This window comes from Rhizobium sp. BK418 (assembly GCF_004341105.1).
In the GTDB taxonomy this organism is placed as follows: domain Bacteria; phylum Pseudomonadota; class Alphaproteobacteria; order Rhizobiales; family Rhizobiaceae; genus Rhizobium.
The window spans coordinates 424,830-450,078 of record NZ_SLZK01000001.1 but is presented as its reverse complement, the minus strand read 5'-3'; the positions used below and the strand labels follow the sequence as shown (position 1 = coordinate 450,078).

Here is a 25,249-nt window from a genome sequence, read left to right as displayed (position 1 = left end):
ATCATAAGGGCCATTCGGCGAAATGCGAGCGAGGTCAAGCGCGGCCCCACAAAAAAAGAACGGCGAGACAACCCCGCCGTCCTGATGAAGAAAGCCAAAGTGCTTATTTGGAGATCAGGCAGCTACCACCGGCGGAGCGATATTGCTCGCAAAGAGCTGCAGCTTCGTCCTTCGAGCCGGCCGGGATGCGGACGCGATAGAAGGTGCCCTTGCCGGCGATATCCGCCTTACGGATTTCGTACGCGCGGCCACTGAGTACGCCGGCGAACTTCTTCGACAGGCTGGCATAGGATTTCTTCGCCTCATCCTCTGACGGCAGCGATGCGATCTGGATGCCATACCCGCCGGCTGCTACGGCGGGAGCCGGCTGTGCAGCGGCGGCTGGCGGCGTTGCGGAAGCAACCTGTGTCGGCTTCTGCTGAGCCGTCGGGCGAACGTTGCCATTCTCGGTCACTGTGCCGACGACATTGACCGGCTGATCAACCGGGCGGGCCGTCGGAACGGGCGCGGTATCGGTCGTCGCAGCCGAGGCTGCGTCGGTGACCGGCGTCGTTTTCACCGGGCGAACCGGGGGATCGACCTGGTTCGCATTGGCGGCGTTCACTTCGGCTACCTTTGCCGCCGTCTGAGCCGGCTGGCCTACAGGCGGCGTCCCGACAGGCGGAAGCGCTGCGGAAGCGGTCTGATTGCCGGTGCTTGCCGGGAAGCTCGCGGCAGATGGCGTCGTAGCTGGCTGGGCGGGATTGGCCGCCGATGCCACTTCATTAGCCGGGGCGGATTTTTCGGCGGGCGCCGGCTCTTCGCGGGCGACCAGCGTGCCGTCCGGCTTGACGATCATCGTACGGACCTTGCGGGGCGAAACGGACGGCGCCGCATCGTCACCGGAAGCGGAGGCATCTGCAGTCGCACTGTGATCGGGCAGCAGGCGCGGATCCTGCGTTTCGCCGACGGCAGTCGGCATGATCGGGTCAGCACTGCCTTCATCGTCATCGGGCGAGACTTCGGGCGTCAGCGTACGCTGGACGACATCAACCGGCGCCTCATCGGAGGAGACGAGTGCCTTCTGCTTCGGCTCTTCGGCAGCACCTGCGACCCGGTCGTAGACGGCCTTATCCTGGTTCGGCACGGTCTTGCCGCCCGGATTCTCGGGAACGACCTTCACCGGATCCTTGTCGGCGGCGATGACGCGCGGCTCGCCGGAGCTGACGATGCTCAAGCCGGGACCGTTGGAGACCCAACTATAGACACCGTAGGCGCCGCCGGCAAAAACGACCAGCAAGGCGGCTGCGGCCAAGAGACGGCGCATAGAGCGCGCACGGTTGAAATCCGCCGTCTGGCTTGCGGACTCGATATGGACTTCGGAAACATTTTCACGGCGCTCGACCGGCTCACGCACGCTGCGGCGAAAGTCTTCTTCCAGGGCACGTTCGAAATCATCAAGGCCGTCGGCAAAGACAGAGTTTGCCGGCTTGGCGACAGCGGCAGCAGCCGGAGTGGCCGGGGGCGCCCAAGCCGGAGTGGGTGGCGTCTTCTCCTGCCGTTTGGCGGGCTCGAAGAAGCTCGCAATCTCCGCATCGAGATCGAAATCGAAGTCGGCGGTCTTAGCGACCGGTTCCGGGTGCTCCACTGGCGGCAGCGTCGGAACATGCATGTCCTCGACCGTTTCGGGACGATCTTCCGGATCGGAGATCATCGACGGATCGAAGGGCAGATCGTCGGTGGACTCACCTGCCGGTGCCGGCTTGGCATAGCTGACTGGAGCAGGCTGCGGCTCCGGAACGAAAACCGGCGCCGGCTGAGGACGCGGCGCAGGCTGGGCTGCGACCACAGGCGCAACTCGAACGGGTTCGGCCGCGGCCTCCGGCTGCGGAGCCGGCGGCTCGGAGAAGTCGAGATCGGCGAGCTCCAGTTCGATACCGGCAAGATCCAGCTCGAAATCATGACCGGCGAAGGAATCTTCAGTTTCCTGTTCCGGCTGGCGGGCGACGACAGGCGCAGGTGCGATGGGCGGCGAGATCGGTTCCATCGGAGCCCGAACCACCGGCTTCGGCGCTTCGGGCTGGCGAAGAACCGGCGTCGCGCGGCTCATCGGCACAGGCGCAATGACTGTCGGCTGCACCGGAGCGCGAGCAGCGGGCGCCTCAAAGACAGGCGCTTCAAATACGGGGGCCTCGAACACTGGCGATTCGAAGACGGGAGCAGCAGGAACCGGCGCGGACTGCTGTGCCGGCGGCGCGACGACAGGCTCAGGTACAGTGGCGACAGGCTCAGACCCGACGGGTGACGAAGCGCGCTGCGGTACCGGATAACGAGAAACATCTGCCAACAGATCATCAAGATCGAAGGCGTCGGCATCGAAGGCAGGCTCCGGCGGTGCTTCGGTGAGCGCGGCATCCGGATGAACATCACCTTCGGCTGCAGCCGCGATCAGATCGAAACCGGAGTTAGCCGGCTCGGCCGGCTCTTCGAAGGCTGCAACCTCTTCGAACGATGCGACGGGCTGCTCCGGGAGGGGGACCATCTCATGGCGATCGATCTCGGCCGGAAAGCCGAAGGATGCCGCAGCCGGCTCGAAATCCGCAGCTTCGGCGGCGGCGATCGGCAGAGGCTCTTCTGCGACATCGGGCGCAACCACTTCGGGCTCGACCGTGAATGCCGGCTCGGCTACGAAAGCTTCAACCGGAGCCGGCTCAACAACCGGCGCCTCAACGACCGGCTCCTCGCGGCGCGGCGCGTGGAAATTGGCAAGCGGCAATCGAATGCTGGCAGCCGACCACTGCGGGGCCTTCGCCGGCGGCTGAACGACCGGCTCGGGAGGAAGAGCACCGCCGATGGAAAGCTCCAGCTCCTCGATCAGATCGCGGGCGCCGCCATAGGCTGTGAAAGTAACCGGAGGCTCCACTGGAACAGCGGCAGGCTTGGACGGGGCGGGCGTCCAATCGGTTGCGACAGGCACGTCCCAAGCGGGCGCAACCGGCTCGGGCGCCTCCACCTCAGGGGCGGCAGCAGCTGCTTCCGGAAGCTCCGGCTCGACGATGGGCGTCTCGAAATCGGTCGCGACGGACCGATCGAGTTCCTCGCCGATCGAGGGTACCTCATCCTGGACGGGCTCAACATAGTCGTAGGTATCAACTTCCTGGGCAACTGGATCTGCCGGGTGATCGAGGGCTGCCAGGGGACGCGGCGTATCATAACGCTCAAATTCGCGGAGAAGCTCGTCCTCGAGATCAAGAGCCGGCTCCTGCCGTTCGGGTTCGCTTACCGTATTGGCCGCGACGCGGGGTTCAAAGCCAACGATTCGAGCGAGTTCTGCCAACGGATCATCGTCGGCAAACATTTCGTCTTTTCCACGCGTGTCATACGCAAGTCGTTTATCAGCCATGCCCATCCCACTCAAAAACGCAAACACCCAAGTGCCAGCGCATTGTGGGGAAATGGTGACGTTATCGCATTTCGTCCGGTGCGGCAGTGCCTGTAATGGCAAGTCCCGACTTCAAAACCGACGCGACGGCGTACACCAGCCCAAGTCTGGCAATACTCGATTCTCGGTTCTTATCGTTAACAAATCGTAATTCTGTCTGATCTTTACCTTTGTTCCAGTGTGCATGGAAGGCGCTGGCAAGATCATACAGGTAAAAAGCGATACGATGCGGCTCCTGAGACTGGGCTGCACTTTCAACAATACGCGGGAATTCCGCAGCCTTGGCGATTAGCTGCAATTCGGCCGAATCCGTAATGCCTGCAACGGATTGTGCCAGAATCTCCGGTGTCGACACGAGATCGGGGAACGCCTCCCTCGCCTGCCGGAAGACAGACATGCAGCGGGCGTGGGCGTACTGCACGTAAAAGACCGGATTATCTTTGGACTGCTCCGTTACTTTGGCGAAATCGAAGTCAAGCGGCTCGGAATTCTTGCGATAGAGCATCATGAAGCGGACCGAATCACGTCCGACTTCTTCGACGACATCGCGCAATGTGACAAAATCGCCCGAACGCTTCGACATCTTCACCGGCTCGCCATCACGGTAAAGCTTGACGAGCTGGCAAAGCAGCACCGTCAGCTTCGCCTTACCGTCAGAAACAGCGCGCGCGACCGCCTCGAGGCGCTTGACGTAGCCGCCATGGTCGGCGCCAAGCACGTAGATCATCTCATCGAAGCGGCGGTCGAACTTGTTCTTGAAGTAGGCGACGTCGGCGGCGAAATAGGTGTAAGAGCCATCCGACTTGATGAGCGCGCGATCGATATCGTCACCGACCTCGGTCGAACGGAAGAGCGTCTGTTCGCGGTCTTCCCAGTCCTCGGGCAACTGGCCCTTCGGCGGCGGCAGCGTGCCCTTGTAGACATAGCCCTTGAAGGTCAGGTCATTGATGGCGGTGCGGATCGCGGCCGCGCCGTTGGCATGCAACGTGCGCTCGGAGAAAAAGACGTCATGATGAACATTGAGGGCGTCGAGATCCTCGCGGATCATCGCCATCATCATCTCGATGGCCCGATCTTTGACGATCGGCATCCACTGCTCTTCCGACATATTGTGAAGGCGCACCCCATATTCCGAGGCAAGCGATTCGCCGACTGGGACCAGATAGTCGCCGGGATAGAGGCCGGACGGGATCTCGCCGATCTTCTCGCCCAGGGCTTCGCGGTAGCGCAGGAAGACCGAGCGCGCGAGCACGTCAATCTGTGAGCCGGCGTCGTTGATGTAGTACTCCTTGACGACATCGTAGCCGGCAAAGGCAAGAAGGTTCGCCAGCGCGTCGCCGACGACGGCGCCACGGCAATGGCCGACGTGCATCGGGCCGGTCGGATTGGCCGAAACATATTCGACATTCACCTTCCGCCCCTGCCCCAGACCCGAACGGCCATAGTTGGTGCCGGACTGGATCATCGAGCCCAGCAGGCGTTGCCAGTAGCCGACGGAAAGCCTGATATTGATGAAGCCCGGACCGGCGACCGAAACCTCGGCGACGTCAACGTCTTCCTGCAGCTTGGCGATGATGATTTCAGCCAGTGCACGCGGATTGGTACCGAGTGGCTTGGCAAGCACCATGGCGGCGTTGGTCGCGACATCACCATGGCTCGCATCACGCGGCGGCTCGACAGCAATGCGGCCGAAATCGAGCTCGGATCGCTTTTCCTTGACCAGATCGAGCTGTTCAAGGGCGTTTTTAATCCTGGCTTCAAAATCGGTAAAAAGGTTCATCGCACTCTTCCATGCACAGGCTGTGCCAATAGGGTTGCCGGCGGCTGCCGGGCGCCCGCTGCCTATCGCAAATCCGGAGTGTGGTCAAACAATCGCCTGTGGGCACTAATGGCATAGGTGTCTGTCATGCCGGCCAGATAATCGCCCACATGCCGCGCTTTCGGTGCGTCCGACAGACCGGCGATATGATCTACCCAGTAATGGCTTTGCATTTCCTTCGGATTGGCCATGTAGGCACCGAAGAGATCCTTGACGATCTGGGCTGCACCGGCGCGGATACGCATGATGTCGGGATTTCGATAGATACGCTTGAAGAGCATCGCCTTGATCTGCCTGTCGGTTTCGGCCATCTCGTCCGAAAACGTCGCGATCACGTGATCCGCTTTGCGGATATCGTCGGCGCTCTGCGGTTTCAGTGCTGCGAGGCGCTTTTGCGCCACGCCGATGACGTCCTCGACCATGCGTGTAATCTGGCGGCGCATGATTTCATGCGTGAAGCGGCTGGGCTCCAGATGCGGATAGCGCTCTCTCACTTCGGCCATCAGCCCGGAGAGGAACGGAATTTCCTCCAGCATTTCGAAATTCAGATAACCCGAGCGCAGGCCGTCATCGATATCATGCGTATTGTAAGCGATGTCGTCGGCGATCGCTGCCACTTGGGCCTCCAGGCTTGCATAGCTCGCAAGCTCCAGATCGTGCAACTCGCAATAGTCTAGGATCGGCTGCGGTACCGGCCCGCGCGTGCCGACGCCATCGGCTGTCAACAGCGGACCATTGTGCTTGACGAGACCTTCGAGGCTTTCCCAGGTCAGGTTAATGCCGTCGAATTCGGCATAACGCCGCTCGAGTTTGGTGACGATGCGCAAGGATTGAGCGTTGTGGTCGAAGCCGCCATAGGGCAGCAACTCTTCGTGCAGCGCATCCTCGCCGGTATGGCCGAAGGGTGTATGGCCGAAATCGTGGACAAGCGCCACACCTTCGGCGAGGTCCTCGTCGATCTTCAAGGCGCGGGCAAGTGCACGCGCGATCTGTGCCACCTCGATCGTGTGTGTCAGGCGGGTACGGTAATGGTCGCCGTCCTGGGCGATGAAGACCTGCGTCTTGTGCTTCAGCCGGCGAAAAGCCGTTGTATGGACGATGCGGTCGCGGTCTCGCTGGAAGTCGGAGCGTGTCGGGCTGCCGCTCTCGGGATAGAGGCGTCCACGCGAATTCCAGGGGTCCGCCGAATAGACCGCTCGTTCCCCATAGCCGAAACCCAATGCCTGCCTGTCGAAGGTCATTCTTCACCGTCACTAACGCTTCGCGGCCTTGCCCATTGACGCCGCCTTCCGCTCTTCATACCTATAGCTCATAGAAACGGCAAAGAGGCGCTTTTTCGGCCACTTCGCTAGATCCTGTTCTTTACCGAAGGAACATGATAAGTCTCTTTGATATCATGCGTTTGAACATCAAACGTCTAAAATGGATTCTCTCCGGATCTTGACCCCGGCAGGAGGAAAAATGACTGAAGCGAATGTAACTGTTTCCGATGCCGCGGCAAAGCGGATTGCCGCCATTGTCGGCAGCGATCCCGGGAAGAGCGCCTTGCGCGTCTCCGTCGAAGGCGGCGGCTGTTCCGGCTTTTCCTATAAGTTCGATCTTGCGGATGCTGCCGCAGACGACGATCTCGTCATTGAGAAAAACAGTGCCAAGGTGCTGATCGACAGTCTCTCGCTGGTCTATATGGCCGGCTCCGAGATCGATTTCGTCGACAACTTGCTCGGCCAGTCCTTCCAGATCAAGAACCCGAATGCAGTGGCAAGCTGCGGCTGCGGCACCAGCTTCGCGATCTGATCCGACGTCCCTTCTTTCCACATAATAACCGGTCGAAGATTTTCTTCCGACCGGTTTCCTGTCTTGTCCGCAAGCGCTGGACCGCGATACAAGAGCGGTCAAGACAGTGAGCAGGATGGAAACCATGAAGATCGCGACCTGGAACATCAACGGCGTCAAGGCGCGGATCGACAACCTCACGCAATGGCTGAGGGATTCCAATCCTGACATCGTCTGCCTGCAGGAAATCAAGACGGTTGACGACGGCTTCCCGCGACTCGAAATCGAGGCGCTGGGCTACCATGTGGAAACGCATGGGCAGAAGGGCTTCAACGGGGTCGCCATTCTTTCCAAAAGCTCGCCATCCGAAGTCAATCGTGGACTGCCGGGCGATCCGCTCGATGAGCAGGCGCGATTCCTCGAAGCCGTGTTCTCGCTGCCCGACAATAAGGTGGCCCGCGTCTGCTGCCTCTATCTGCCAAACGGCAACCCACCGGAAACGGAAAAATATCCCTACAAACTCGCCTGGATGGAGCGTCTGCGCAAATTCGCGGTTGAACGCCTCGAATTCGAGGAAATTTTTATTCTCGCCGGCGACTACAACGTCATTCCCGAGCCGCATGATTGCTTCGACCCGAAGGTCTGGGCAAGCGACGCGCTGTTCCTGCCGCAAACACGTGCATCCTTCCGCCGGCTGGAAAATCTCGGGCTCGTGGACGCGGTGCGTTCTACAACCGATGCAACGGCACTCTATTCCTTCTGGGACTATCAGGCTGGCGCCTGGCAGAAGAACAATGGTATCCGCATCGACCATCTGATGCTGTCGCCGGAAGCCGCCGACCGCATGACGTCAGCGGCAATCGAAAAGCATGTGCGCGCCTGGGAAAAACCATCCGACCACGTGCCTGTCGTGGCTCACTTCGATTTCGCTGCCTGAGATCAAAGAGTTTCGATTTTACGAGATTTCGGACGCAAAAGCGCTGTGCACTTTTGCTGGAGTTGCCCGCAAGCTCAGTCGTCCGAACCGGTCGCGATGGAGTGCGACAAGGATATGGCCGTGCGGCGATCCGCTTCGCTGGCGACCGAGAAGGCATCTTCCTGCAGCGACTGCATCCAACTGCAATCCTTCGGCTTGCAACGGTCGAGAGCCGCCGTCATCAGCGCAAGACCGCGAGCAGACTGGCCTTCATCGAAAAGGATGTTGCCGAACACCGCCATGGCACCGGGGTGGCCACTCTTGCGGGCCTGGTTGAGCCATTTCTTGGCCTGATTGATGTTGGCGCTGCCGCCCTCGCCTGCGAGCATCATCTGCGCAAGCTGGAACTGCGCCTCGGGCACGCCGAACGTGGAAGCAACCTGGAAATAGAGCTGGCGGGCCTGATTGAGATCGATCTTCACCGGGCTGCCGGCAATGCCGTGCTTGTAATAATTGGCAAGCGACAGTAGCGCATTGATGAAGAAGCCGGTGTCTTCCGAACCAGGCTCCACGCCCTGCTGTGCGATCTCGCTGTAGATCTTGAAGGCTTCGAAATCATCCTGCGCCACGCCGTCACCGTCGGCATACATGTTGGCGAGCGCCCAGCGCGAACCGGTATGGCCCTTTTCAGCGGCGTATTTGTAAGCCTCGACCGCTTCTTCCTTCTGACCGTTCTTGTATGCCTTGAAACCGAATTTGAAGAGATCGAAGGGTCCTGATTCCTTCGTAACGCCTGTCTTGATATCGAATGCCAGGACCGGACAGGCTAAAGCCAGGGAAACGGCCATCGACATGCTGACCAGCATGAATTTGAACAATCTGAACTCGGACGTTACCATCTCTACCGGTTTCTTTCGTTCATCCCAGACGCCTGGCGGCGGCTTTTTTTGCCGTTCTGCCCGCGTGGATGCATTCCTTCCAGGCGAGCGATCCCGCGGCGGGCTCCATGGCCCCTTTACCCGCTTCGCTTCCAGCCCCATGCCCCTTATTCAAAACCAGCACATCTTTGCGAACCATCCGGCTTCCGACACGGTCCGCATGCAATGCCTGCGGTACTCCCTCTGCGACCCGGGTCTCCGCCCGTTCGCCTTTATCGTCTTCGTAAACAGCAAATGTGACCAAACCGGTATCGCTACCATCCGCAGTGGACAATGCGTCATGCCGAGGGAACGAAAATGACCGAAAGTCGTGAATCTGCAACACTACCGAGGATACGGATTCCTGGCCGGAAAGGCCTTCGGCGGAAAGCAAAACGGTCGCTGCCGCTGGCTTTTCACCCCTGCTGTCGCAATGTCTGGCGTTACCGGAAAAAATTCGAACCATGCTACTGCTTACGCACACTCTACGCTTGTCATCTCCTCGCCCGCTAATATCGCTGCGCCCTCTTTGTGGCGGGAAATGGACAAATTCGCCCGGGAGACACCATATGCGAACCGTCGTAAGAAAGTGTTGCTGAATCGTCACAAAACGAGATCGAGAAGATGGAATGATTAATGACGCCGGACAAAGAAGAGCCCGGCCTTGCCGGGTTCCTCAATTCTTCAAGTTGGAGAATTAAAACTTGACCTTTATGCTAGTCGACAACGCAGCAACCAGATCGTTGCCGAAGGAATAATGAACATCGTCGCCGTAGGTGATGCCATCGGAAACAACTGTTCCGGACGATCCGCTCGTCAAAATGCCTAGTGCGCCGGCCACGCGCCATTCGATATTATCCGTCGGAGTGTAGGCAGCGCCGAGACCGATCGTCCAGCTATCGGTCTGAGACCCGTATCCTTGGCTTGTGCCGCGATCCCAAGTCAGGCTCAGGGCACCGGCCCACTGATCGTTGAACTTGTGACCAACGCCCCCCGTGAGCGTCCAGCCATCACGGTAGTGAAGATCCAGCGAAGCCAGACCACCTGCGGGGCATGGAAGGAGGGCATTGGTCGGGCAGAATTGCACGGACTGCAGCACGCTCCAGTTCGTCCATTTTACCGAACCGAATGCCAGCCAGTCCGGAGCGATACCTGATTGCAGCTTGAACTCGAGGGAATCGGGAGCCTCGGCAGCACCCGATACATCGGTAATGACTCCACCATAAAGCGGGACGAGCGCGGCAGGAACCTGACGGAGATCGACGGTACCGGTCAAATTGTCGTAATCGACACGGCTATTATAGACGAGGCTCGCGCGAAAGGCATATTCCGGGATCTCATAGGCGACACCTGCTCGCCAGCCCCAGCTTTCATCACTCAGTTCCAGGCGGCCGGTTCCGTTGCCGGGAAGACCGAAGAGAGCCGGGTTGACGACATAGCGTTCCTTGAAGCCTTCCACTTCCTGATAGAACGCACCGCCGATGATGCGCAACTGACCCTGACCGACATCAAACCTGTAGGAGCAGGTTGCACCGTAGTTGTCAGTGGTAATTTTTGTTTCGATGTTGTTCTGTGCACCAACCCAGCCTGCGCCAGGATCGGAATGACCGCCGAATGGCTGTGAATAGTCGACAAGGCAGTCCACCGGCCCATAACCGCCTTTGATCCCGACATAAGGAATGGCGTAGTCGGCTGTGTCATCTGCAGAGGTCGAGCCGCCGCCGAGGCCGTTATTACCCAATCCGTTTGAGGGATCAACGTCCTGCGCGTTCTTCAACTTGCGTTGCGGCATCACATAGATGACGCCCGACTGAAACGAAAATGGCGACGTATCAAACAACTGATCGATATTATAGCCGCCGCGCTCCAGACCACCTGCAAAGGACGGTGAAGCGAGTGCCGAAACAATGATGAGCGATGTTACGCCCTTGAAAAACATACGCGATGCCATCGTGTCTCCCCCACTCCAGCAATTGATCTAACCACACTGTGCTAGTGAACTTAATAAATCGCAACGAAACGGCCCGGCGCGCCACGAAGTTGAGTTATGGCTAATTTACGTAAATGATTGACGGGCACGTCAAAAAATCACATAGATAAAATTCTATTCTTCTACCCGTCATTTTTCAGGGGCCGATTAGATTCTCATTCCATCAAGGGTAGAAGCTGTATCAAACTGACAACAGTGGCAGTTTTCGCGTCTGACCTCCTCCAAACGGGTGATATCCACAGGCCGCGCTGCCACAACGGCTCATTTTTCACGAATCATCATACTTTTGGAACGCAAAAGGCGCGCCCCATGGGAGCGCGCCTCGAGATGGTTTACCCGTTAACCGCGATTATCCCGCCTCGCTAACTCGCGCTAAAGCAGTCTTCAGACTTTGGATCTGGCCCATCAGTTCAGAGTGGCGTTCGCGCTCGGCTTCCACCACTTCCGGATTGGCATTGGCGACGAACCTCTCATTCGACAGCTTGCCATCAATGCGCGCGATTTCGCCATCGGCCTTGGCGATCGCCTTTTCAAGACGGCTCTTTTCCGCCGCAAGGTCGATCAGATTACCGAGTGGCAGGCAGGCGGTCGCCTCCGCGACGATGATCTGGGCAGCACCCTTCGGTGCAGTTTCCGCCAGCGAAATGGCCTCGACACGCGCTAGGCGCTTGATGGCTGCGTCGTGACGGAACAACCGTTCCCGGGTCAGGCTGTTGGCACCAACGACTACGAGCGGCGCGGTGGCCGACGGCGGTACGTTCATTTCCGAGCGGACAGAGCGGATGCCGGAAACGAGGTCGATCAGCCAATTGATCTCATCAGCCGAGGCATCGTCGGCGTAAGAGGGCGACGGCCATTCGGCATGGCAGAGAAGACCGTCCCGTTCTGCCCCCTCACCCGCCGTATGCGCCCAGAGTTCCTCGGTCATGAAGGGCATGAAGGGATGCAACAGCTTGTAGATCTCTTCCAGAACGTAGGCGCTGCAGGCCTGAGCTTCGGCCTTGGCGCCGTCATCCTCACCGCTGAAGACCGGCTTCAGAAGCTCCAGATACCAATCGCAAAACTGGTTCCAGACGAAACGATAGAGCGCACTGGCGGCATCGTTAAAGCGGTAGGCTTCGAGAGCTTCCGTAACGTCACGTTCCGTTCGAGCAAGCTCCGTCAGAATCCAGCGATTGATGGTGAGCTCTGCGGCTTCCGGCACGAAATGCGGATCGCTCTTGGCACCGTTCATTTCAGCAAAGCGTGTGGCGTTCCAGAGCTTAGTGCCAAAGTTGCGGTAACCGGCGATGCGCGCCGGGTCGAGCTTCACGTCACGGCCCTGTGCGGCCATGATCGCCAGCGTGAAGCGTAACGCATCCGCACCATATTCGTCGATCAGTTCGAGCGGGTCGATGACGTTGCCCTTCGACTTCGACATCTTCTGCCCGTTCTTGTCGCGCACCAGGGCATGGACGTAGACGGTGTGGAAGGGCTCGACCGGGTTGTCTTCTTCATCCTTCATGAAATGCAGCGACATCATCATCATGCGGGCGACCCAGAAGAAGATGATATCGAAGCCGGTGACGAGCACGCTGGTCGGATAGTAGCGCTCGAGCTCCGGCGTCTTGTCTGGCCAGCCGAGCGTCGAGAATGGCCAGAGGGCCGAAGAGAACCAGGTGTCGAGTACGTCTTCGTCGCGCGTCAGGATTTCTCCAGGCTGGAAATTCTCCAGCTTGTCCTGAACGAAGGCCTTCATCGGGCCTTCATGCGAGAGATAATGCTGAATGGCGGCCTGCAGCGCCTCTTCCTCGGTCTTTTCGACAAAGACCTGACCGTCAGGACCATACCAGGCCGGGATCTGATGGCCCCACCAGAGCTGGCGCGAGACGCACCAAGGCTGGATGTTTTCCATCCACTCGTAATAGGTCTTTTCCCAGTTCTTCGGCACGAAATTGGTGCGGCCTTCGCGAACGGAGGCGATCGCCGGCTCGGCCAGCGTCTTGGCATCGACGTACCATTGCTCGGTCAAGCGCGGCTCGATCGGCACGCCGCCACGGTCGCCATGCGGAACCATGTGCTTGTGCGGCTCGATCTTGTCGAGCAGGCCGGCTTCCTCGAAGATTTCGACGATGATCTTGCGGGCATAGAAACGATCTTGACCTTCGAGGCGATCCCAGGCGCCGTGCAGGGCGGCCGGATGATCGAGTCCTTCGAGGAAATCTTCGTTGTCCTTGATGGTGATTGTACCGTCGATGTTCATGATGTTGATCGCGCGCAGGCCGGCCCGCTTACCGACTTCAAAGTCGTTGAAGTCATGCGCAGGCGTAACCTTGACAGCACCGGTACCGGCATTGGGGTCGGCGTAGTTATCAGCGACGATCGGAATGCGGCGGCCGACGATCGGCAGCATAACATGCTTGCCAACTATCGACTTGTAGCGCTCGTCGTCAGGATTGACCGCAACGCCGGTGTCGCCAAGCATCGTCTCTGGACGCGTGGTTGCGACAACCAGATAATCGCGGGTTTCCCATTCGGTCGGCTTGCCCTCTTCATCGAAAGCGATGGGATACTGATAGGTGACTCCCGGCTCCAGTGGATAGCGCAAGTGCCAGAGATTGCCCTTGATCTCATGCTGTTCGACCTCAAGATCAGAGATCGCCGTCAGGAGCTTGGGATCCCAGTTGACGAGGCGCTTGTCCTTGTAGATCAGCCCTTCCTTGTAGAGCGTGACGAAGACTTCGAGTACTGCCTGCGACAAGCCCTCATCCATGGTGAAGCGCTCACGCGACCAGTCGCAGGAAGCGCCGAGACGCTTCAGCTGATTGAAGATCAGGCCGCCCGATTCGCCCTTCCACTCCCAGACCTTTTCGATGAAGGCGTCGCGGCCCATGTCTCGGCGGCCGGGAAGCTGCTGCTCCATCAGCTTGCGCTCGACGACCATCTGCGTGGCAATGCCGGCATGATCCATGCCCGGCTGCCAGAGCACGTCCTTGCCCCGCATGCGCTCGAACCGCACCATGACGTCCTGCAGCGTATTGTTGAGCGCGTGGCCCATGTGCAGCGAACCGGTGACATTCGGCGGCGGAATGACGATGGTGAAGCTTTCGGCGCCCGGCTTTGCATTGGCGCCGGCGCGGAAGGCATCGGCCTCATCCCATTTCGCGGCGATTTTCGGTTCGACGGCGGCGGAATCGTAGGTCTTTTCGAGCATTTTCTGACCAATTCGAGGTTCGAGGATGGGCGTTTTGTAAATAGGATGGCTACGGCCAAGTCAATAAAAAAGCCGCCCCGGAGACCGGAGCGGCTCTTGTCTGGAAAAAGCGGTTCCGATCAGCGGCGCGGGCCGCGCGCCACCCGTTCGATTTCCTCCCGCACGAGGCGTTCGACGAGCGTCGGCAGATTGTCGTCCAGCCACTCGCGCAGCATAGGACGCAGCATGTCTTCGGCGATCTCATCGAGCGAGCGCCGCTCGGCGGCACCATCGATGGCCGCAGCAAGCTCTTCAAAAGAGCGGGCGACCTGCAGGCCTGTGTTTTGTGACAGAAGCGACGGCTGAACCTCTTCTGCGACGCGCGCAGGCGCAAGTTCGGCAGGCTCGAAAGATACCGGCTCGACGCGCTTCTCGACAACGGGAAGCGCAGGCGCCTCCTCGACGATTTCAGGCTGCGGAACCTCGGGCAGGCGTGGCTCCGCAAAGACCGGGGCAGACTCCGGTGCATATTCGTATTGGGCGACGGGAGCAATCGGGGCAACGCGGGGAGCGTGAGCCGGCTCGACCGGGCGCGGGGCGGCAGCTGCGCGCGGCGCTTCGTAGGCCGACTGACGCTCGAATTGCGGCTGCGGCTCACGGAACTGCTGGGGTATCTCATGGAGAGCCTGACCGGCCTGGACTGTGCTACGCTCGGAAGCAGCGCGGACTCGGGCTGCGACATCGGCAAGCGACATGGCACGGGCTGGCATTTCCGGCTCAGGCGCCGTTCCGGCAGAATTTGCAGCGACAAATCGCGGATCGGGACGCAGTGCGGGCGGCTCCGGAAACTCGACACCAGCATAGGCGTCGTCAACCGTTAGATGGATTTCAGAGTCATTTTCTTCTTCCGCACCGTAAACGGGAGGAAGCGAAGCGGAGATCGCCTTTCCAGCGCCTGGCTCATTGCTTTCGATGATCTGGCGAATGGAGGCCAGTATCTCTTCCATGGACGGTTCACGCGCTACACCTGGCTGAGCCATATCTATCCCCGTTATCCCTTAAACAACGACCGGACGGCGTGGAGCATGCATCCGAATCACCCTGACCTTAGAATACCCCAAGGGGGAAAAAAATCAGCGCGAATCAAACAAATGCAGCCATGCACAGTTTTGTTACCCAAGTGTAAGCGAAGTCTGTGAAGGCTTTTTTGACTGCCGAAAACAAAAACGGGCGCCCACGGCGCCCGCTCAATAAGACCGCCGTGGAAACGTCTTAAAATACGAATTCGCGAGCTTTGGCGAAACCGGGCAGCGGCTTGACCGAAGCATTGAAGAACACGTTTTCTGAAACAGCACCGCGCTCGCTGACGAAGACCTTGGCGCGGGCCGCATTGCCATAGCCCTGTACAGCGACCAGGCGACCGCCATCCTGCAACTGGCTGAGCAGCGCCGCGGGGACCTCTTCGACCGAACCGTTGATGAAGATCAGATCATACGGAGCGCCGGCGGTATTGCCCTTTTCAAGCGCGCCGGTCACAACCTGCACATTGGGATAACCAGCGAGATTTGCTTTGGCCTGAGCAGCGAGGGATTCGTCCGATTCAAGCGCCACGACGGAGCCCGCGATCTGCGACAGCAGCGCGGAGGCATAACCCGTGCCCGCACCGACTTCGAGAACGGCATCTTCCTTGGTGATGGCGGCAAGCTGCAGCAGCTTGGCGAGCGGAGACGCCTCCATGAGGAACCGGCCGGGATTTCCGGCAGAAGCCGGTGCGATTTCGATATCATTGTCGATATAGGCCAGCACCTTCGCCTTTTCCGGGACGAATGCCTCGCGCGGGACGGTAAGGAAGGCCGTCAGCACGGAATGCGAGGTAACGTCCGTGGTGCGGATCTGGTTGTCGACCATCTTTGCGCGTGCTGCTTCGAAATCCATCATATCCTCTCGCCGATGAAAGCGGTTCTGTCTCTCGTCTCTTAATCGCCGGCACGGATGCTTTCAAGGCTTGCCGGAGCGCCGCCTGAAGAATCCCGCAGACCCCTCCCCGCATGCAACAGGTGAAAAGCGGAAGCTGCAACTTCTGCGTGGAACAAACAGGGACTCCATGATATTATTGTGATTGGAGGAAATGAGGAGGAGCAGGCCATGTCTGCCGTTCTGGAATATTTCACGCTGTTCGACTTTTTCATCGTCGCAGCGCTTGTCGGCATATTCTGCTGCGGGCTGCTGGACGGCAGGAAGACCTGAACGGACCGCACAGTCCGCATAAATCCCGGCTTGCCGCGTCGGATCAGGCGGGACAATCGATTGCGTCATTAACTTTATATCAACCATATTGTTGCGCCAGCCCTGGCTTTCGCTAGGTTGGCAGCATGCAAACATTCGCCATTCACTCGCCAGACATTGAAGCGCTTCACTACAATCCGGAAGCGCGGTTGCTGCTTGTGAAATTCAAAAGCGGCGACATCCGCAATTTCACGCGTATCTCAGTCCAGTCGCTGCAGCGACTGCTCGGGCCTGAAGTGCGGATAGAAAATGAAATGGCCAGTGACGATACGGGCTATCTGGCGGGGCTGCGTAGCGGCGGATTGCGGGCGCTGTATTCTCTGATCGGTATCAACCCAGCCCAATTCGATTTCACCCAGCTCCCCGGCATCTGGTAAATAGAATTGCGAGGCCGCTGCGGCGTCTTATTGAGAAGCGCGGCAGAATTCTCTGTCGTTGGGAAATTTTGGAGGCCTCGCCCGGAATTGAACCGGGGTACAAGGATTTGCAGTCCTCTGCGTCACCACTCCGCCACGAGGCCTCACAGGCTATCAACCTAGCCGTGGCGAGCGTTTAGAATGATCGCAACGAAATCGCAAGAGGGCTTTCCAAAAACATTTTCTGTAATTTCAAACTCTGGCCACATCGGGCTCGTACAAATGAGGGTCAATTGAGCGCCGAAGGTGGCGACGCAGCCGCCCTCGTATCTGATGGCAAAAGGCCCGTTCCGCCGAGTATTCGAGCCGGTCGAAACAAAAATTAGGCTAAAATTCGCTCGAGCGGGCTTCCCGGCGCTCCAGATTGTGCAATAGGCGAAATGCAGCCTATCACCTATACTATTCTTCAAGCGTCGCTTGCGGTGATGGCGACGATTTCTCTTGAAATATATTAGATAATTCGGAAATTCTTCTGAAGCGTTATCAAAAAATTCTTACCTTGACTTTCAGCATCGTCATCCCATCCTCCTCCTGGGAGAGATAGGAGCGGAAATGAACTGGGTGCCTTTGAATTCCAAACAGATTCGGGCTGCATCCTACGACCCGGAAGCCCAAGTCCTCCATATCAAATTTGCCGGTGGCCGATCGGTGCGGCATGACGGGGTGCTGCCTCATGTCTACGGCAATCTCGTCGAAACAGACGATCCGGAATTTTACTATAAGTATTATCTGGAGCCGTCGCGCGTCCAATCCCGCTGGCGGAGGAAAGCCCCCTCCAGTTCTCATAGGGTGAAGCTCTTGATATTTATCATCGGCGCACTCGTGATCACGGCAACGGCACTTGAGGAAAATGGCGAATTGCCAATCAACCTGTCTGAGATCACGGCGTCTGGAACAGGCGCTCCTGCCTCTATCGAAGGCCCTGTTGTCTCTCCACAGTGACGAACCAAAATGCCGGACGACCGGTCGCTGTTATTCTGCCGGCACGCCCCATCGCCGGCTTGGCGATTGTGGCGTTCTCTGAAGACGTCAGGCAGGGTCCTTTCGGCGATGCCACCAGACGGCAGCACGTCGGCGCCATCTGCGTGCGATCGGCAGGTCGTGCGACAATAGGAGGAAGCCCAGCGGCAGCATCCAGAAGCCAAGAACGGGCAAAAAGCCAAGAATGCCACCGAAAATGAGCAGCGTTCCGGTTGTCATGCGTGCAATGCGCGAGCGCGGCATAGGTATCCGCAACGAGCCGAGAACCAGCTTGCCCTGCTGGTGATCGATCCCGAAATGCGTTTTTCCGGCCTTTTTCGGCCTATTTTCCCTGCTAGTCATCCACAAGAGATGGGCGCAAGCGCCGCAAATACAAGCTCATTTCATTTTTTTGAAAAAACTGCTTGGCAAATCGGGAAAGCATTTGTATTACCCCGCTCACGCCGCGGCCAAGCGGTGATCCCTGGTAGCTCAGCGGTAGAGCATTCGACTGTTAATCGACAGGTCGCCGGTTCGAATCCGGCCCGGGGAGCCAGTTTCTCAGATAAGCGCCTGTTTTCGTTGAGTAATCCGAAGCAGGCGCTTTCTTCCCCACTTCCCATCCCGCTTTTGAAACGCATTTTTCGTGGCTTGGCTCCTCTAGATAAGTCATTAGGTCGCTATCTACTGGCATCGACCCTGCACCTGAGGCCGCTGGCATCCGATTTTTCGACGGCAATTACTCGGGGCAGGCCGCCCTGGCGTCCGGCTACGTGAGCAGCAGTACCGATACCTGCCCTCGGCCAAGGCGGAACCAACAAGTCCGAATCTGGTTTAACCCAAAGGCTTGTCGCCAGCGGAGGCTACGATGTGGGCTGTCTTGATCGGTGCCGCTCTTATAATTGGCGGACTACTCTTTTTCTTTTCATCGACGCTTCATCGACGATCGAGTGAGCCGCATCAAATGTCCCGAGGCGGCAGCACGCTAGAGCCGCGGCACCAAGGCATCCGGTTCCTAGGAATATCCCAAAACTGGCAAGCCCTCGCGATCATAGTAGTCGGCGCACTTCTCTTGGCTTTTGGTGCCTATTCATGACGCTCTTGATCGCTTGACCGGTCTCTTATTGCGGGCAAATGCCGCTTCAATTTATTTGTTAGAGCGTTGACTTATCCTCCCAAACTATTCGGTACAAGGCGACCAGGTGATATGCGGCGACCTCAAGTGCTCTAGCACTGACGCCTGGCACTTCCTTCAGTGACGTTGAAGCACTTGTCCGCAGGGGCTGAAGCCACCAAGATGCTGGCAGTACCACTTTGGGCTACGACACTTGCACTCGCTTGGTTTTTTTTGTCAAAATCCGGACTGCATGCCAGCGCCTGGCAACCACAGCTTTCGCTGGAGAATATTCATTATAGAACTTCAGGCTGATGCAGCGTGGCGGCAGCAATCGGCCGCCGATACTGATTAATTCAAATTTTTCAGGCCTATCTTCAAGGCGAGGATGCGACATGGATTTCGACGCATCGCAAGGGGACAGAAAATATCGGACCAGTGAGCGAGTGGGCGGGCTTGTCGACTGCTCGGGGCTGCAGGTCGAGCTCCGGCGTTTCGATCCGGGCTGGCAGATCGACCTTACACTCGAATGCACGGAAATAGCCGTGCTCCTCTCCGGGCAGTCGAAGATCAGGTGGACTGGTGACGGCCGCGGTCGGGAGGCTATCGCCCGCCCGGGCATCGCATGGGTCTGTCCAGCGGGAGTCAATGAGAGCGATGTGGAAATCGTTGGCACCATGCCTGAGTCCCTTCACATCTTCCTGCCGCCGTCACTCGTCGGTGAGACAGCGCTTTCGAATTTCGACATCGATCCGGCGAGAGTGCGCCTCGCCTACGCAGGCGGAGTTCCTGATCCGGTGGTTTTACAGCTCGGTGAGCTCTTTCGCGGTGTGCTGAACCGAAAACTCGAAGCGACAGACCGGATGTTTCTCGACGGGATCCAGCTGGCTCTGGCGGCGCATTTGCTCGGCACCTATTCGTCAGTCCGCTGGCGTCCGCCTACGCGGACGCCAACCATCGATCCGAAAAGGCTGAGGCGCGTCCTCGATTTCATAGAGGCGCGCATCGCGGCCGAAATCTCGCTCGATGATCTTGCAGCGGAGGCCTGCCTCAGTCCCTTTCACTTTTCCCGCGTGTTTCGCGCGGCCACCGGCTTTGCCCCACATCGCTACGTCACCGAGCGACGAGTCGAGGCGGCTAAGCAGAAGCTGCGGCTCACGCAGTCTTCGCTTGTACAAATCGCTATCGACACAGGCTTCGGCTCGCAGGCCAACTTCACCCGCGTCTTCCGCAAGATGACCGGCCTGACACCTGGCCAGTACCGCACGCTATTCACCTCCTAGCGATATCCGTCCTCCTGACGCGTTCGCCGATCCACTCTGCGCGTCCATCCGAGCGCAAGATCTGCGCATAGTGCAGCAAGAGATGGAAATACGGCAACGCCCCTTACGGCCTACACCTGTCTCGCCGAACGGGGGAGCCCCCGGACGAACGGAGGAGACAGGGATATGATTACCGCTGAAGAAGCCCGGAGCGTGATCGCGGCAGGCGAGGCGCGGGCAAAAGAAATCGGCGTTGCGGCCAATATCGCCGTGCTCGATGCCGGCGCTCACATGAAGGCTTTCGTGCGCATGGATGGCGCCCTGCTCGGCTCCATCGACATCGCCGTCAGCAAGGCCCGGACGGCTGCGCTGTTTTCCATGCGTACCGAAACAATCGGCGAATTCTGCAAACCCGGCGGCACTTCGTTCGGCCTGGAGCAGACCAATGGCGGCCTCGTCGTCTTTGCCGGCGGCATTCCTCTCACCGATGGACGCAAAATCGTGATCGGGGCTGTCGGCGTGTCCGGAGGAGCCGTCGCTCAGGATCTCGAAATTGCCCAAGCTGCCGCGGCCGCCCTCGCGGTCTGAACGACCTTTTTCAACCCCAAGCACATCGAAAGGAAGTTACTATGACCAAGACCATTCTCATCACCGGCGCAGGCTCCGGCTTCGGCAAGGCGGCCGCCATCGGCATGGCCAAGAATGGCCATAACATCATCGCGACGACGCAGGTTTCGTCGCAGGTCACGCCGCTGCGCGAAGAAGCTGCGGCCCTCGGCCTGAAGGATTTCCGCGTCGAGCGCCTCGACCTCACCGATCCCTACGACATCAAACAGGCGCAGGGCTTTGACTTCGATGTGCTGTGGAACAATGCCGGTATGGGTGAAGCCGGCCCGGTCTGGGAAATTCCGGTCGAGCTCGTGCGCAAGAATTACGAAGTCAACCTCTTCCTGCCGCTCACGCTGACCCAGGGCGTCGTGCAGAAATGGGTGCGGCAGGGCAAGAAGGGCAAGGTGGTCTTCACCTCGTCGATGGGCGGCCTGTTCACCCCGGCCAACTGGGGCACCTATGTCTCCACCAAACACGCTCTGGAATCGATCGCAGAAGCGCTGCAGCAGGAACTCGGCCCCTACGGCATCAAGGTCCAGACGATCAATCCGGGCGCCTATTACACCGGCTATAACGAGACGATGGCCGATAATCCGTTCCGCTGGCTGGACGACAGTAAGAACTTCACCAAGCGAGCCGATCTGCGCAAGGGCTTCGACGACTTCTTCGCCACTCCCGAAGGCAAGATGGACCCGAAGGAAATGATCGACCGGATGATCGAGATTGTGCCTGCCGATACCGGCAAGTTCCGCAACGTCGTTCCGAAGGTCATCGAGGACATGCTGAAGGACCACCAGCTGAAAGCCTGGGAAAACCGGATCTGAAGCGGAGCACCGTGCACGGCACCCCACCACCGGGTGCCGTGACACCGATCCAACTCCTGGAGGAAAGCCAAGTCCATTACCGCAAACGCAACCGTCCGCAGCCCGGCATCTCCTGCCCGCCGCATCTTCAACGCTACCCTCGGCATCGCCGCCGCCATCCTCGCGCTTTTTGGGCTTGAAGCCCGCGCTGCGTCGCAGACGCCGACCGAAACCGAACGCCGCAACAAGGCGACCGTCGAGGCTGGCTTTGAAGCCTGGGCGGCCGGCACAGGCAGCCCCTATGACCTGCTCGCCGACGATGTCCGCTGGACGATCGAAGGTTATTCGCTGGCATCGAAAACCTACCCGAGCCGCGAGGCATTCCTGAGCGAGGTGATCCGCCCGTTCAATGCCCGCATGAAGGCGCCGTTGAAGCCAGCGATCCGCAACGTCTATGCCGACGGCGACACTGTGATCGTCTTTTTCGACGCTCGCGGCATCGCCCGCGACGGCAAACCCTACGTCAATACCTACGCCTGGTTCCTCGACATGCGCGACGACCGTATCATCCGAGCCTCGGCCTTCTTTGATTCGGTCGCATTCAACGATTTCTGGACCCGCGTGACGCCGTCTGAATAGGCCGGCAGAACTTGATCTCGCTCGAACGATACGAATTAAAAACGGCGTAATCTCCATTGGGAATCAATGGAGATTACCTTGCCTACAGATATCATCACCATCGTGGTCGGCGTGTTGCAGCATTTGCGTTTTTCGCAGCCGGTCTCGCCGACGCAAGCATCACTTCCAGCAAACAGGGAATGAAAAAGCCGTACGGGTCGAATATGGATTTAGCGGCGCGCCGAAAAACGCCCCGGAAACCGAGGCGTCTTTTGATTCAATCATAGCATCAGCGCAGGAACGAACTCATGCAGACGGCTGCTTGGTCTTTCGGAGATAGGGCAGAACCGTATCAAAGGAACCGAAGCGGGCAATCGCATCCTCGTTGGTGACGGCTGCGGTGATGATGACATCGTCGCCCTGGTTCCAGTTGGCCGGCGTCGCAACCTGGTGTTTGGCGGTCAGCTGGATGGAATCGATGGCGCGCAGGATTTCATTGAAATTGCGACCTGTCGTCATCGGGTAAGTGAGGATCAGTTTGATCTTCTTGTCCGGGCCGATGACGAAGACCGATCGCACGGTGGCGTTGTCGGCAGGCGTGCGGCCTTCGGAGCTGTCGCCAGCGCCGGCGGGCAGCATGTCGTAGAGCTTGGCGACCTTGAGGTCCTTGTCGCCGATCAGCGGATATTCGACGTCGAAGCCGGTCGCCGTCCTGATGTCGTTTTTCCATTTAACATGGCTTTCGACTGGATCGACGGAAATGCCGATGATCTTGACACCGCGCTTTTTGAACTCGCCCTCGAGGCCAGCCATGGTGCCAAGCTCGGTCGTGCAGACCGGCGTGAAGTTCTTCGGATGCGAGAAGAGCACGGCCCAGCCGTTGCCTATCCAGTCATGGAACTGAATGGGGCCTTGTGTGGTGTCGGCGGTGAAATCGGGAGCGATATCGTTGATACGTAAGCTCATGGTGTGCCCTCCAGCTGGCGCGTTATTTGAACACTCGCAGGCAAGTCTGCGCGCTGTCAACTATCTACAGAGCTGTGCTTACCCAGGTCAAACTAAAGCCTTCCCAGAAACGGGCGGCCTTGGAATATTATTCCCTGCAGGCAAGAATCGCATGAAACCCAATCGGATTAGTACTTTCAAAAATCCAGGGATTGCTGGGCAGACGGCGGCGGGCCGACATGCACGCCTTCGAGTTCCAACATGCGAAGCTTGGAGGTCGAACCGCCGGGTGCCGAAAACCCACCGATCTTGCCGCCGGCGGCAAGCACGCGATGGCAGGGAATGATGAGCGCGACGGGGTTCTTCGCCATCGCCTGGCCCACATCTCGCGCCGCTTCCGGTCCTGCGCCTAGCTCCTTCGCCAGCGTGCCGTAAGTCGTCGTGCGACCCCAGCCGAGGCGGCGTGCGGCTACATAAATATCTCGGAAAAATGCGTCCTGACCGTCGAGATCGACGGCTACGCTAGAGAAATCGACTTCCTCGCCTTCGAAGTAGCGCTTCACCGCAGAAACCGCTTCCAGAATTTGCGGCGTCGGTGCGCCAGGTTCAGCAACTGGCAAACGGCGCAACAACAGGCGTTCGGTCGACTCGGCGCTCTTCGTCGGCAGCTGGAATCGTGTCACGCCGCCATCGCTCCAGGCAATGCCGCAAAAGCCGCCGGCGGTTTCGAAGATCAGATATTGGTGCACTTTCTGAGCCATGGTGAAGCCTCGCATTCCGTCGGATACAAGAATCGTACCGCGGAAGCTTAAGTTCAACCCATTTCTTGCGCGTGTCTCGATAAAGCATCACGCAGATGCGGCAGTCGCAGCGAGCGTGTATATTTGTGGCCTCTTTGCCTTCGCCTTGCCTTTTACCGCATCGAGCAATGCATAGCCGCCGGTCCAGCGGCCAAAACCGCTGGCGATGTTGATATGACCTGCGAGACCGATATTGCGGACCTCGGTTTTCCAGAGACGGGCATAGAAGCTCAAGCGGTCGAGCGACATGTATTTGTCGTCGAGACTGCCGACGGTGAGGCTCGGAAACGGAAGCGGGGTTGTCGGCATGGGGCCGAAGGCGAGCGAGCCGGGATGCAGTCGCTCCGTTGCCGGAAGATCACAAGGGGCGACCAGAAGTGCTCCCTTTACTCGATGACCAAGCGGCCTGCCGGCGAGCCTCGCCGTCAGGATGCAGCCGAGGCTATGGGCAACGATATAGGCTTCTCCAGCCTCCAACAGCGCCTGCTCCAGCCGGTCCATCCAATGGTCCAGGCGCGCGTGGTTCCAGTCGTCCTGTCCGATCATCCGGCTCTGCGGCACATCGCTCATCCAATAGTGCTGCCAATGCCCCTCGCCGGAACCGAACAGGCCCGGCACGATCAGGATTTTTGTCATGGCTTTCTCCTGGCGAAAGCGCAGCAATCTGCCGCTTCGCATCCTCGCCAGAATTATCCATAGTTTTTATAGACTAAAAGGAACAAAGCTCCAAAACCCACGTCAAAGCTGGAAAATCCATCGCAGAAGTCACTATCGCCTCAACCGCTCCGATCAAATTTCGGAACAAGCAGTTCCCTGAGGGGTTAAGGAAAGGCCACCAAAAGATGAAAATCGAAGGAGGATAGTCCTCATGCCTAAATCTCTTATCGCCGCATCGCTGCTTGCCATCGGCATGGCGTCATCGGCATTTGCCCAATCCAATCCGGACACTATCGGCCCGACCAATGGCGGTTCCACGGACCCGGGCTCGGGCAATTACTCGTCCGATTATACGAGTGACAGCAATGGCATCCATCCGGTTCCCACCAGCCCGGTAGACCCGACCACTACGCAGAGCATCGGCGGCGGTCAGGCAATCGAATGCCCGGGAATGCCGCAGCAGAATACGGGCGTCGATACGCGCGGCGGCGAAAGCGGCGCTTCGATCAGCGAGGTATGCCGTGAACACGACAATTGATCGGGCAAAGACCCGATCCTGGAGAGAGGCCGGCTCGACCGGCCTTTTTCGTGTCCGCCTCATGAAACTCCTGGTCCGATGATCCACCGTCGGCCTGCTTACAGAAGCCGCTGGATGAATCTAGCGTTCGTCGTTCGAGGACCGGTTCAAGCGGCTCTGGGAATTCTACCTGTTCTATTGCAAGGCAGGGTTCCGCGCCCCACGATATCGATGTGCGGCAGGTGCTCTTTTCG

The 25,249-nt window shown here is 58.7% G+C and carries 23 protein-coding genes and 2 tRNA genes; 11 read left to right on the top strand and 14 right to left on the bottom strand.

Annotation, left to right across the window (positions count from 1 at the left end; translation table 11 throughout):
- Nucleotides 1-103: 103 nt before the first annotated feature.
- The 3 genes from EV281_RS02245 to EV281_RS02235 all read right to left on the bottom strand — a co-directional run bounded on the left by EV281_RS02245 (nt 104) and on the right by EV281_RS02235 (nt 6,481).
- The gene (locus EV281_RS02245; protein ID WP_132651310.1) at nt 104-3,382 is read right to left on the bottom strand and encodes an SPOR domain-containing protein; all 3,279 of its coding nucleotides are present in this window, start codon (nt 3,380-3,382) and stop codon (nt 104-106) included.
- A gap of 61 nt (nt 3,383-3,443) precedes the next feature.
- Nucleotides 3,444-5,201, bottom strand: coding sequence for an arginine--tRNA ligase (gene argS / locus EV281_RS02240; protein ID WP_132651309.1), 1,758 nt, complete (start codon nt 5,199-5,201; stop codon nt 3,444-3,446).
- Nucleotides 5,202-5,263: 62 nt separating this feature from the next.
- Nucleotides 5,264-6,481 (bottom strand): deoxyguanosinetriphosphate triphosphohydrolase, encoded by a 1,218-nt coding sequence (locus EV281_RS02235; protein WP_132651308.1) that lies wholly within the window; start codon nt 6,479-6,481, stop codon nt 5,264-5,266.
- A gap of 220 nt (nt 6,482-6,701) precedes the next feature.
- Here EV281_RS02235 and erpA point away from each other — a divergent pair, with 220 nt between their 5' ends.
- Nucleotides 6,702-7,034 carry an iron-sulfur cluster insertion protein ErpA gene (gene erpA, locus EV281_RS02230; protein WP_132651307.1) on the top strand — a complete coding sequence of 111 codons (333 nt, stop codon included), beginning with the start codon at nt 6,702-6,704 and terminating at the stop codon, nt 7,032-7,034.
- 124 nt (nt 7,035-7,158) lie between these two features.
- Entirely contained in the window at nt 7,159-7,950 is a 792-nt protein-coding gene (gene xth / locus EV281_RS02225) for an exodeoxyribonuclease III (RefSeq protein ID WP_132651306.1), read from the top strand.
- A gap of 74 nt (nt 7,951-8,024) precedes the next feature.
- Here the strand turns inward: xth and exoR are convergent, their stop codons facing one another.
- From exoR to EV281_RS02195, 6 genes are all read right to left on the bottom strand, one after another.
- Nucleotides 8,025-8,828 (bottom strand): exopolysaccharide production regulator ExoR, encoded by an 804-nt coding sequence (gene exoR, locus EV281_RS02220; protein ID WP_132651305.1) that lies wholly within the window; start codon nt 8,826-8,828, stop codon nt 8,025-8,027.
- A gap of 19 nt (nt 8,829-8,847) precedes the next feature.
- Nucleotides 8,848-9,312: a hypothetical protein gene (locus EV281_RS31535; RefSeq protein WP_245508203.1), complete on the bottom strand. Its 465-nt coding sequence runs from the start codon at nt 9,310-9,312 to the stop codon at nt 8,848-8,850.
- A 231-nt stretch (nt 9,313-9,543) separates the two neighbouring features.
- The gene (locus EV281_RS02210; protein ID WP_132651304.1) at nt 9,544-10,797 is read right to left on the bottom strand and encodes an OmpP1/FadL family transporter; all 1,254 of its coding nucleotides are present in this window, start codon (nt 10,795-10,797) and stop codon (nt 9,544-9,546) included.
- Nucleotides 10,798-11,185: 388 nt separating this feature from the next.
- The gene (locus tag EV281_RS02205; protein WP_132651303.1) at nt 11,186-14,029 is read right to left on the bottom strand and encodes a valine--tRNA ligase; all 2,844 of its coding nucleotides are present in this window, start codon (nt 14,027-14,029) and stop codon (nt 11,186-11,188) included.
- Between the two features lie 119 nt (nt 14,030-14,148).
- Nucleotides 14,149-15,048: a DUF2497 domain-containing protein gene (locus EV281_RS02200; RefSeq protein ID WP_132651302.1), complete on the bottom strand. Its 900-nt coding sequence runs from the start codon at nt 15,046-15,048 to the stop codon at nt 14,149-14,151.
- 232 nt (nt 15,049-15,280) lie between these two features.
- Nucleotides 15,281-15,946: a protein-L-isoaspartate O-methyltransferase gene (locus EV281_RS02195; protein WP_184327088.1), complete on the bottom strand. Its 666-nt coding sequence runs from the start codon at nt 15,944-15,946 to the stop codon at nt 15,281-15,283.
- Nucleotides 15,947-16,380: 434 nt separating this feature from the next.
- Here EV281_RS02195 and EV281_RS02190 point away from each other — a divergent pair, with 434 nt between their 5' ends.
- On the top strand, nt 16,381-16,671 hold the full coding sequence (locus tag EV281_RS02190; RefSeq protein WP_132651301.1) for a hypothetical protein: 291 nt from the start codon (nt 16,381-16,383) through the stop codon (nt 16,669-16,671).
- Nucleotides 16,672-16,740: 69 nt separating this feature from the next.
- Here the strand turns inward: EV281_RS02190 and EV281_RS02185 are convergent.
- Nucleotides 16,741-16,814: transfer RNA gene (locus tag EV281_RS02185), tRNA-Cys, on the bottom strand.
- A 448-nt stretch (nt 16,815-17,262) separates the two neighbouring features.
- On the opposite strand from EV281_RS02185, the gene EV281_RS02180 reads away from it, so the two are divergent.
- Entirely contained in the window at nt 17,263-17,652 is a 390-nt protein-coding gene (locus EV281_RS02180; RefSeq protein WP_132651300.1) for a KTSC domain-containing protein, read from the top strand.
- A gap of 87 nt (nt 17,653-17,739) precedes the next feature.
- Here EV281_RS02180 and EV281_RS31530 read toward each other — a convergent pair whose 3' ends face one another.
- Nucleotides 17,740-18,033, bottom strand: a complete 294-nt coding sequence (locus EV281_RS31530) for a hypothetical protein (RefSeq protein WP_132651299.1) — start codon at nt 18,031-18,033, stop codon at nt 17,740-17,742.
- Between the two features lie 118 nt (nt 18,034-18,151).
- Between EV281_RS31530 and EV281_RS02170 the strand changes: the two genes are divergently transcribed.
- The 6 genes from EV281_RS02170 (at nt 18,152) to EV281_RS02145 (ending at nt 22,097) form a co-directional block, all read left to right on the top strand.
- A tRNA-Asn gene (locus EV281_RS02170) sits at nt 18,152-18,226 on the top strand.
- A gap of 312 nt (nt 18,227-18,538) precedes the next feature.
- Nucleotides 18,539-18,766 (top strand): hypothetical protein, encoded by a 228-nt coding sequence (locus EV281_RS31525; protein WP_132651298.1) that lies wholly within the window; start codon nt 18,539-18,541, stop codon nt 18,764-18,766.
- Nucleotides 18,767-19,179: 413 nt separating this feature from the next.
- Nucleotides 19,180-20,067 carry an AraC family transcriptional regulator gene (locus EV281_RS02160; RefSeq protein ID WP_132651297.1) on the top strand — a complete coding sequence of 296 codons (888 nt, stop codon included), beginning with the start codon at nt 19,180-19,182 and terminating at the stop codon, nt 20,065-20,067.
- Nucleotides 20,068-20,232: 165 nt separating this feature from the next.
- A complete protein-coding gene (locus EV281_RS02155; protein ID WP_132651296.1) occupies nt 20,233-20,634 on the top strand; it encodes a heme-binding protein in 402 nt (133 codons plus the stop codon).
- Nucleotides 20,635-20,675: 41 nt separating this feature from the next.
- Complete coding sequence (locus tag EV281_RS02150; RefSeq protein WP_132651295.1) at nt 20,676-21,479, top strand: SDR family oxidoreductase; 804 nt, start codon at nt 20,676-20,678, stop codon at nt 21,477-21,479.
- A 75-nt stretch (nt 21,480-21,554) separates the two neighbouring features.
- Entirely contained in the window at nt 21,555-22,097 is a 543-nt protein-coding gene (locus tag EV281_RS02145) for a nuclear transport factor 2 family protein (protein WP_132651294.1), read from the top strand.
- 285 nt (nt 22,098-22,382) lie between these two features.
- On the opposite strand, the gene EV281_RS02140 is transcribed toward EV281_RS02145, so the two are convergent.
- The 3 genes from EV281_RS02140 to EV281_RS02130 all read right to left on the bottom strand — a co-directional run bounded on the left by EV281_RS02140 (nt 22,383) and on the right by EV281_RS02130 (nt 24,457).
- Complete coding sequence (locus EV281_RS02140) at nt 22,383-23,042, bottom strand: peroxiredoxin (protein WP_132651293.1); 660 nt, start codon at nt 23,040-23,042, stop codon at nt 22,383-22,385.
- Nucleotides 23,043-23,218: 176 nt separating this feature from the next.
- Nucleotides 23,219-23,782, bottom strand: coding sequence for a methylated-DNA--[protein]-cysteine S-methyltransferase (locus tag EV281_RS02135; protein WP_132651292.1), 564 nt, complete (start codon nt 23,780-23,782; stop codon nt 23,219-23,221).
- Between the two features lie 87 nt (nt 23,783-23,869).
- Complete coding sequence (locus EV281_RS02130; RefSeq protein ID WP_132651291.1) at nt 23,870-24,457, bottom strand: alpha/beta hydrolase; 588 nt, start codon at nt 24,455-24,457, stop codon at nt 23,870-23,872.
- Between the two features lie 232 nt (nt 24,458-24,689).
- Between EV281_RS02130 and EV281_RS02125 the strand changes: the two genes are divergently transcribed.
- Nucleotides 24,690-25,016 (top strand): hypothetical protein, encoded by a 327-nt coding sequence (locus EV281_RS02125; protein WP_132651290.1) that lies wholly within the window; start codon nt 24,690-24,692, stop codon nt 25,014-25,016.
- Nucleotides 25,017-25,249: the final 233 nt, after the last annotated feature.

Bases quoted from the DNA above. Each gene is read 5' to 3' on its own strand.
- EV281_RS02195 (WP_184327088.1), bottom strand. From the start codon at position 15,946: ATGATGGATTTCGAAGCAGCACGCGCAAAGATGGTCGACAACCAGATC.
- argS (WP_132651309.1), bottom strand. From the start codon at position 5,201: ATGAACCTTTTTACCGATTTTGAAGCCAGGATTAAAAACGCCCTTGAA.
- EV281_RS02150 (WP_132651295.1), top strand. From the start codon at position 20,676: ATGACCAAGACCATTCTCATCACCGGCGCAGGCTCCGGCTTCGGCAAG.
- xth (WP_132651306.1), top strand. From the start codon at position 7,159: ATGAAGATCGCGACCTGGAACATCAACGGCGTCAAGGCGCGGATCGAC.
- EV281_RS02245 (WP_132651310.1), bottom strand. From the start codon at position 3,382: ATGGCTGATAAACGACTTGCGTATGACACGCGTGGAAAAGACGAAATG.
- EV281_RS31530 (WP_132651299.1), bottom strand. From the start codon at position 18,033: ATGACTAGCAGGGAAAATAGGCCGAAAAAGGCCGGAAAAACGCATTTC.
- EV281_RS02205 (WP_132651303.1), bottom strand. From the start codon at position 14,029: ATGCTCGAAAAGACCTACGATTCCGCCGCCGTCGAACCGAAAATCGCC.
- EV281_RS31535 (WP_245508203.1), bottom strand. From the start codon at position 9,312: ATGGTTCGAATTTTTTCCGGTAACGCCAGACATTGCGACAGCAGGGGT.
- EV281_RS02235 (WP_132651308.1), bottom strand. From the start codon at position 6,481: ATGACCTTCGACAGGCAGGCATTGGGTTTCGGCTATGGGGAACGAGCG.
- EV281_RS02130 (WP_132651291.1), bottom strand. From the start codon at position 24,457: ATGACAAAAATCCTGATCGTGCCGGGCCTGTTCGGTTCCGGCGAGGGG.
- erpA (WP_132651307.1), top strand. From the start codon at position 6,702: ATGACTGAAGCGAATGTAACTGTTTCCGATGCCGCGGCAAAGCGGATT.
- EV281_RS02125 (WP_132651290.1), top strand. From the start codon at position 24,690: ATGCCTAAATCTCTTATCGCCGCATCGCTGCTTGCCATCGGCATGGCG.
- EV281_RS02135 (WP_132651292.1), bottom strand. From the start codon at position 23,782: ATGGCTCAGAAAGTGCACCAATATCTGATCTTCGAAACCGCCGGCGGC.
- EV281_RS02190 (WP_132651301.1), top strand. From the start codon at position 16,381: ATGCAAACATTCGCCATTCACTCGCCAGACATTGAAGCGCTTCACTAC.
- EV281_RS31525 (WP_132651298.1), top strand. From the start codon at position 18,539: ATGTGGGCTGTCTTGATCGGTGCCGCTCTTATAATTGGCGGACTACTC.
- EV281_RS02200 (WP_132651302.1), bottom strand. From the start codon at position 15,048: ATGGCTCAGCCAGGTGTAGCGCGTGAACCGTCCATGGAAGAGATACTG.
- EV281_RS02160 (WP_132651297.1), top strand. From the start codon at position 19,180: ATGGATTTCGACGCATCGCAAGGGGACAGAAAATATCGGACCAGTGAG.
- EV281_RS02210 (WP_132651304.1), bottom strand. From the start codon at position 10,797: ATGGCATCGCGTATGTTTTTCAAGGGCGTAACATCGCTCATCATTGTT.
- exoR (WP_132651305.1), bottom strand. From the start codon at position 8,828: ATGGTAACGTCCGAGTTCAGATTGTTCAAATTCATGCTGGTCAGCATG.
- EV281_RS02140 (WP_132651293.1), bottom strand. From the start codon at position 23,042: ATGAGCTTACGTATCAACGATATCGCTCCCGATTTCACCGCCGACACC.
- EV281_RS02155 (WP_132651296.1), top strand. From the start codon at position 20,233: ATGATTACCGCTGAAGAAGCCCGGAGCGTGATCGCGGCAGGCGAGGCG.
- EV281_RS02180 (WP_132651300.1), top strand. From the start codon at position 17,263: ATGAACTGGGTGCCTTTGAATTCCAAACAGATTCGGGCTGCATCCTAC.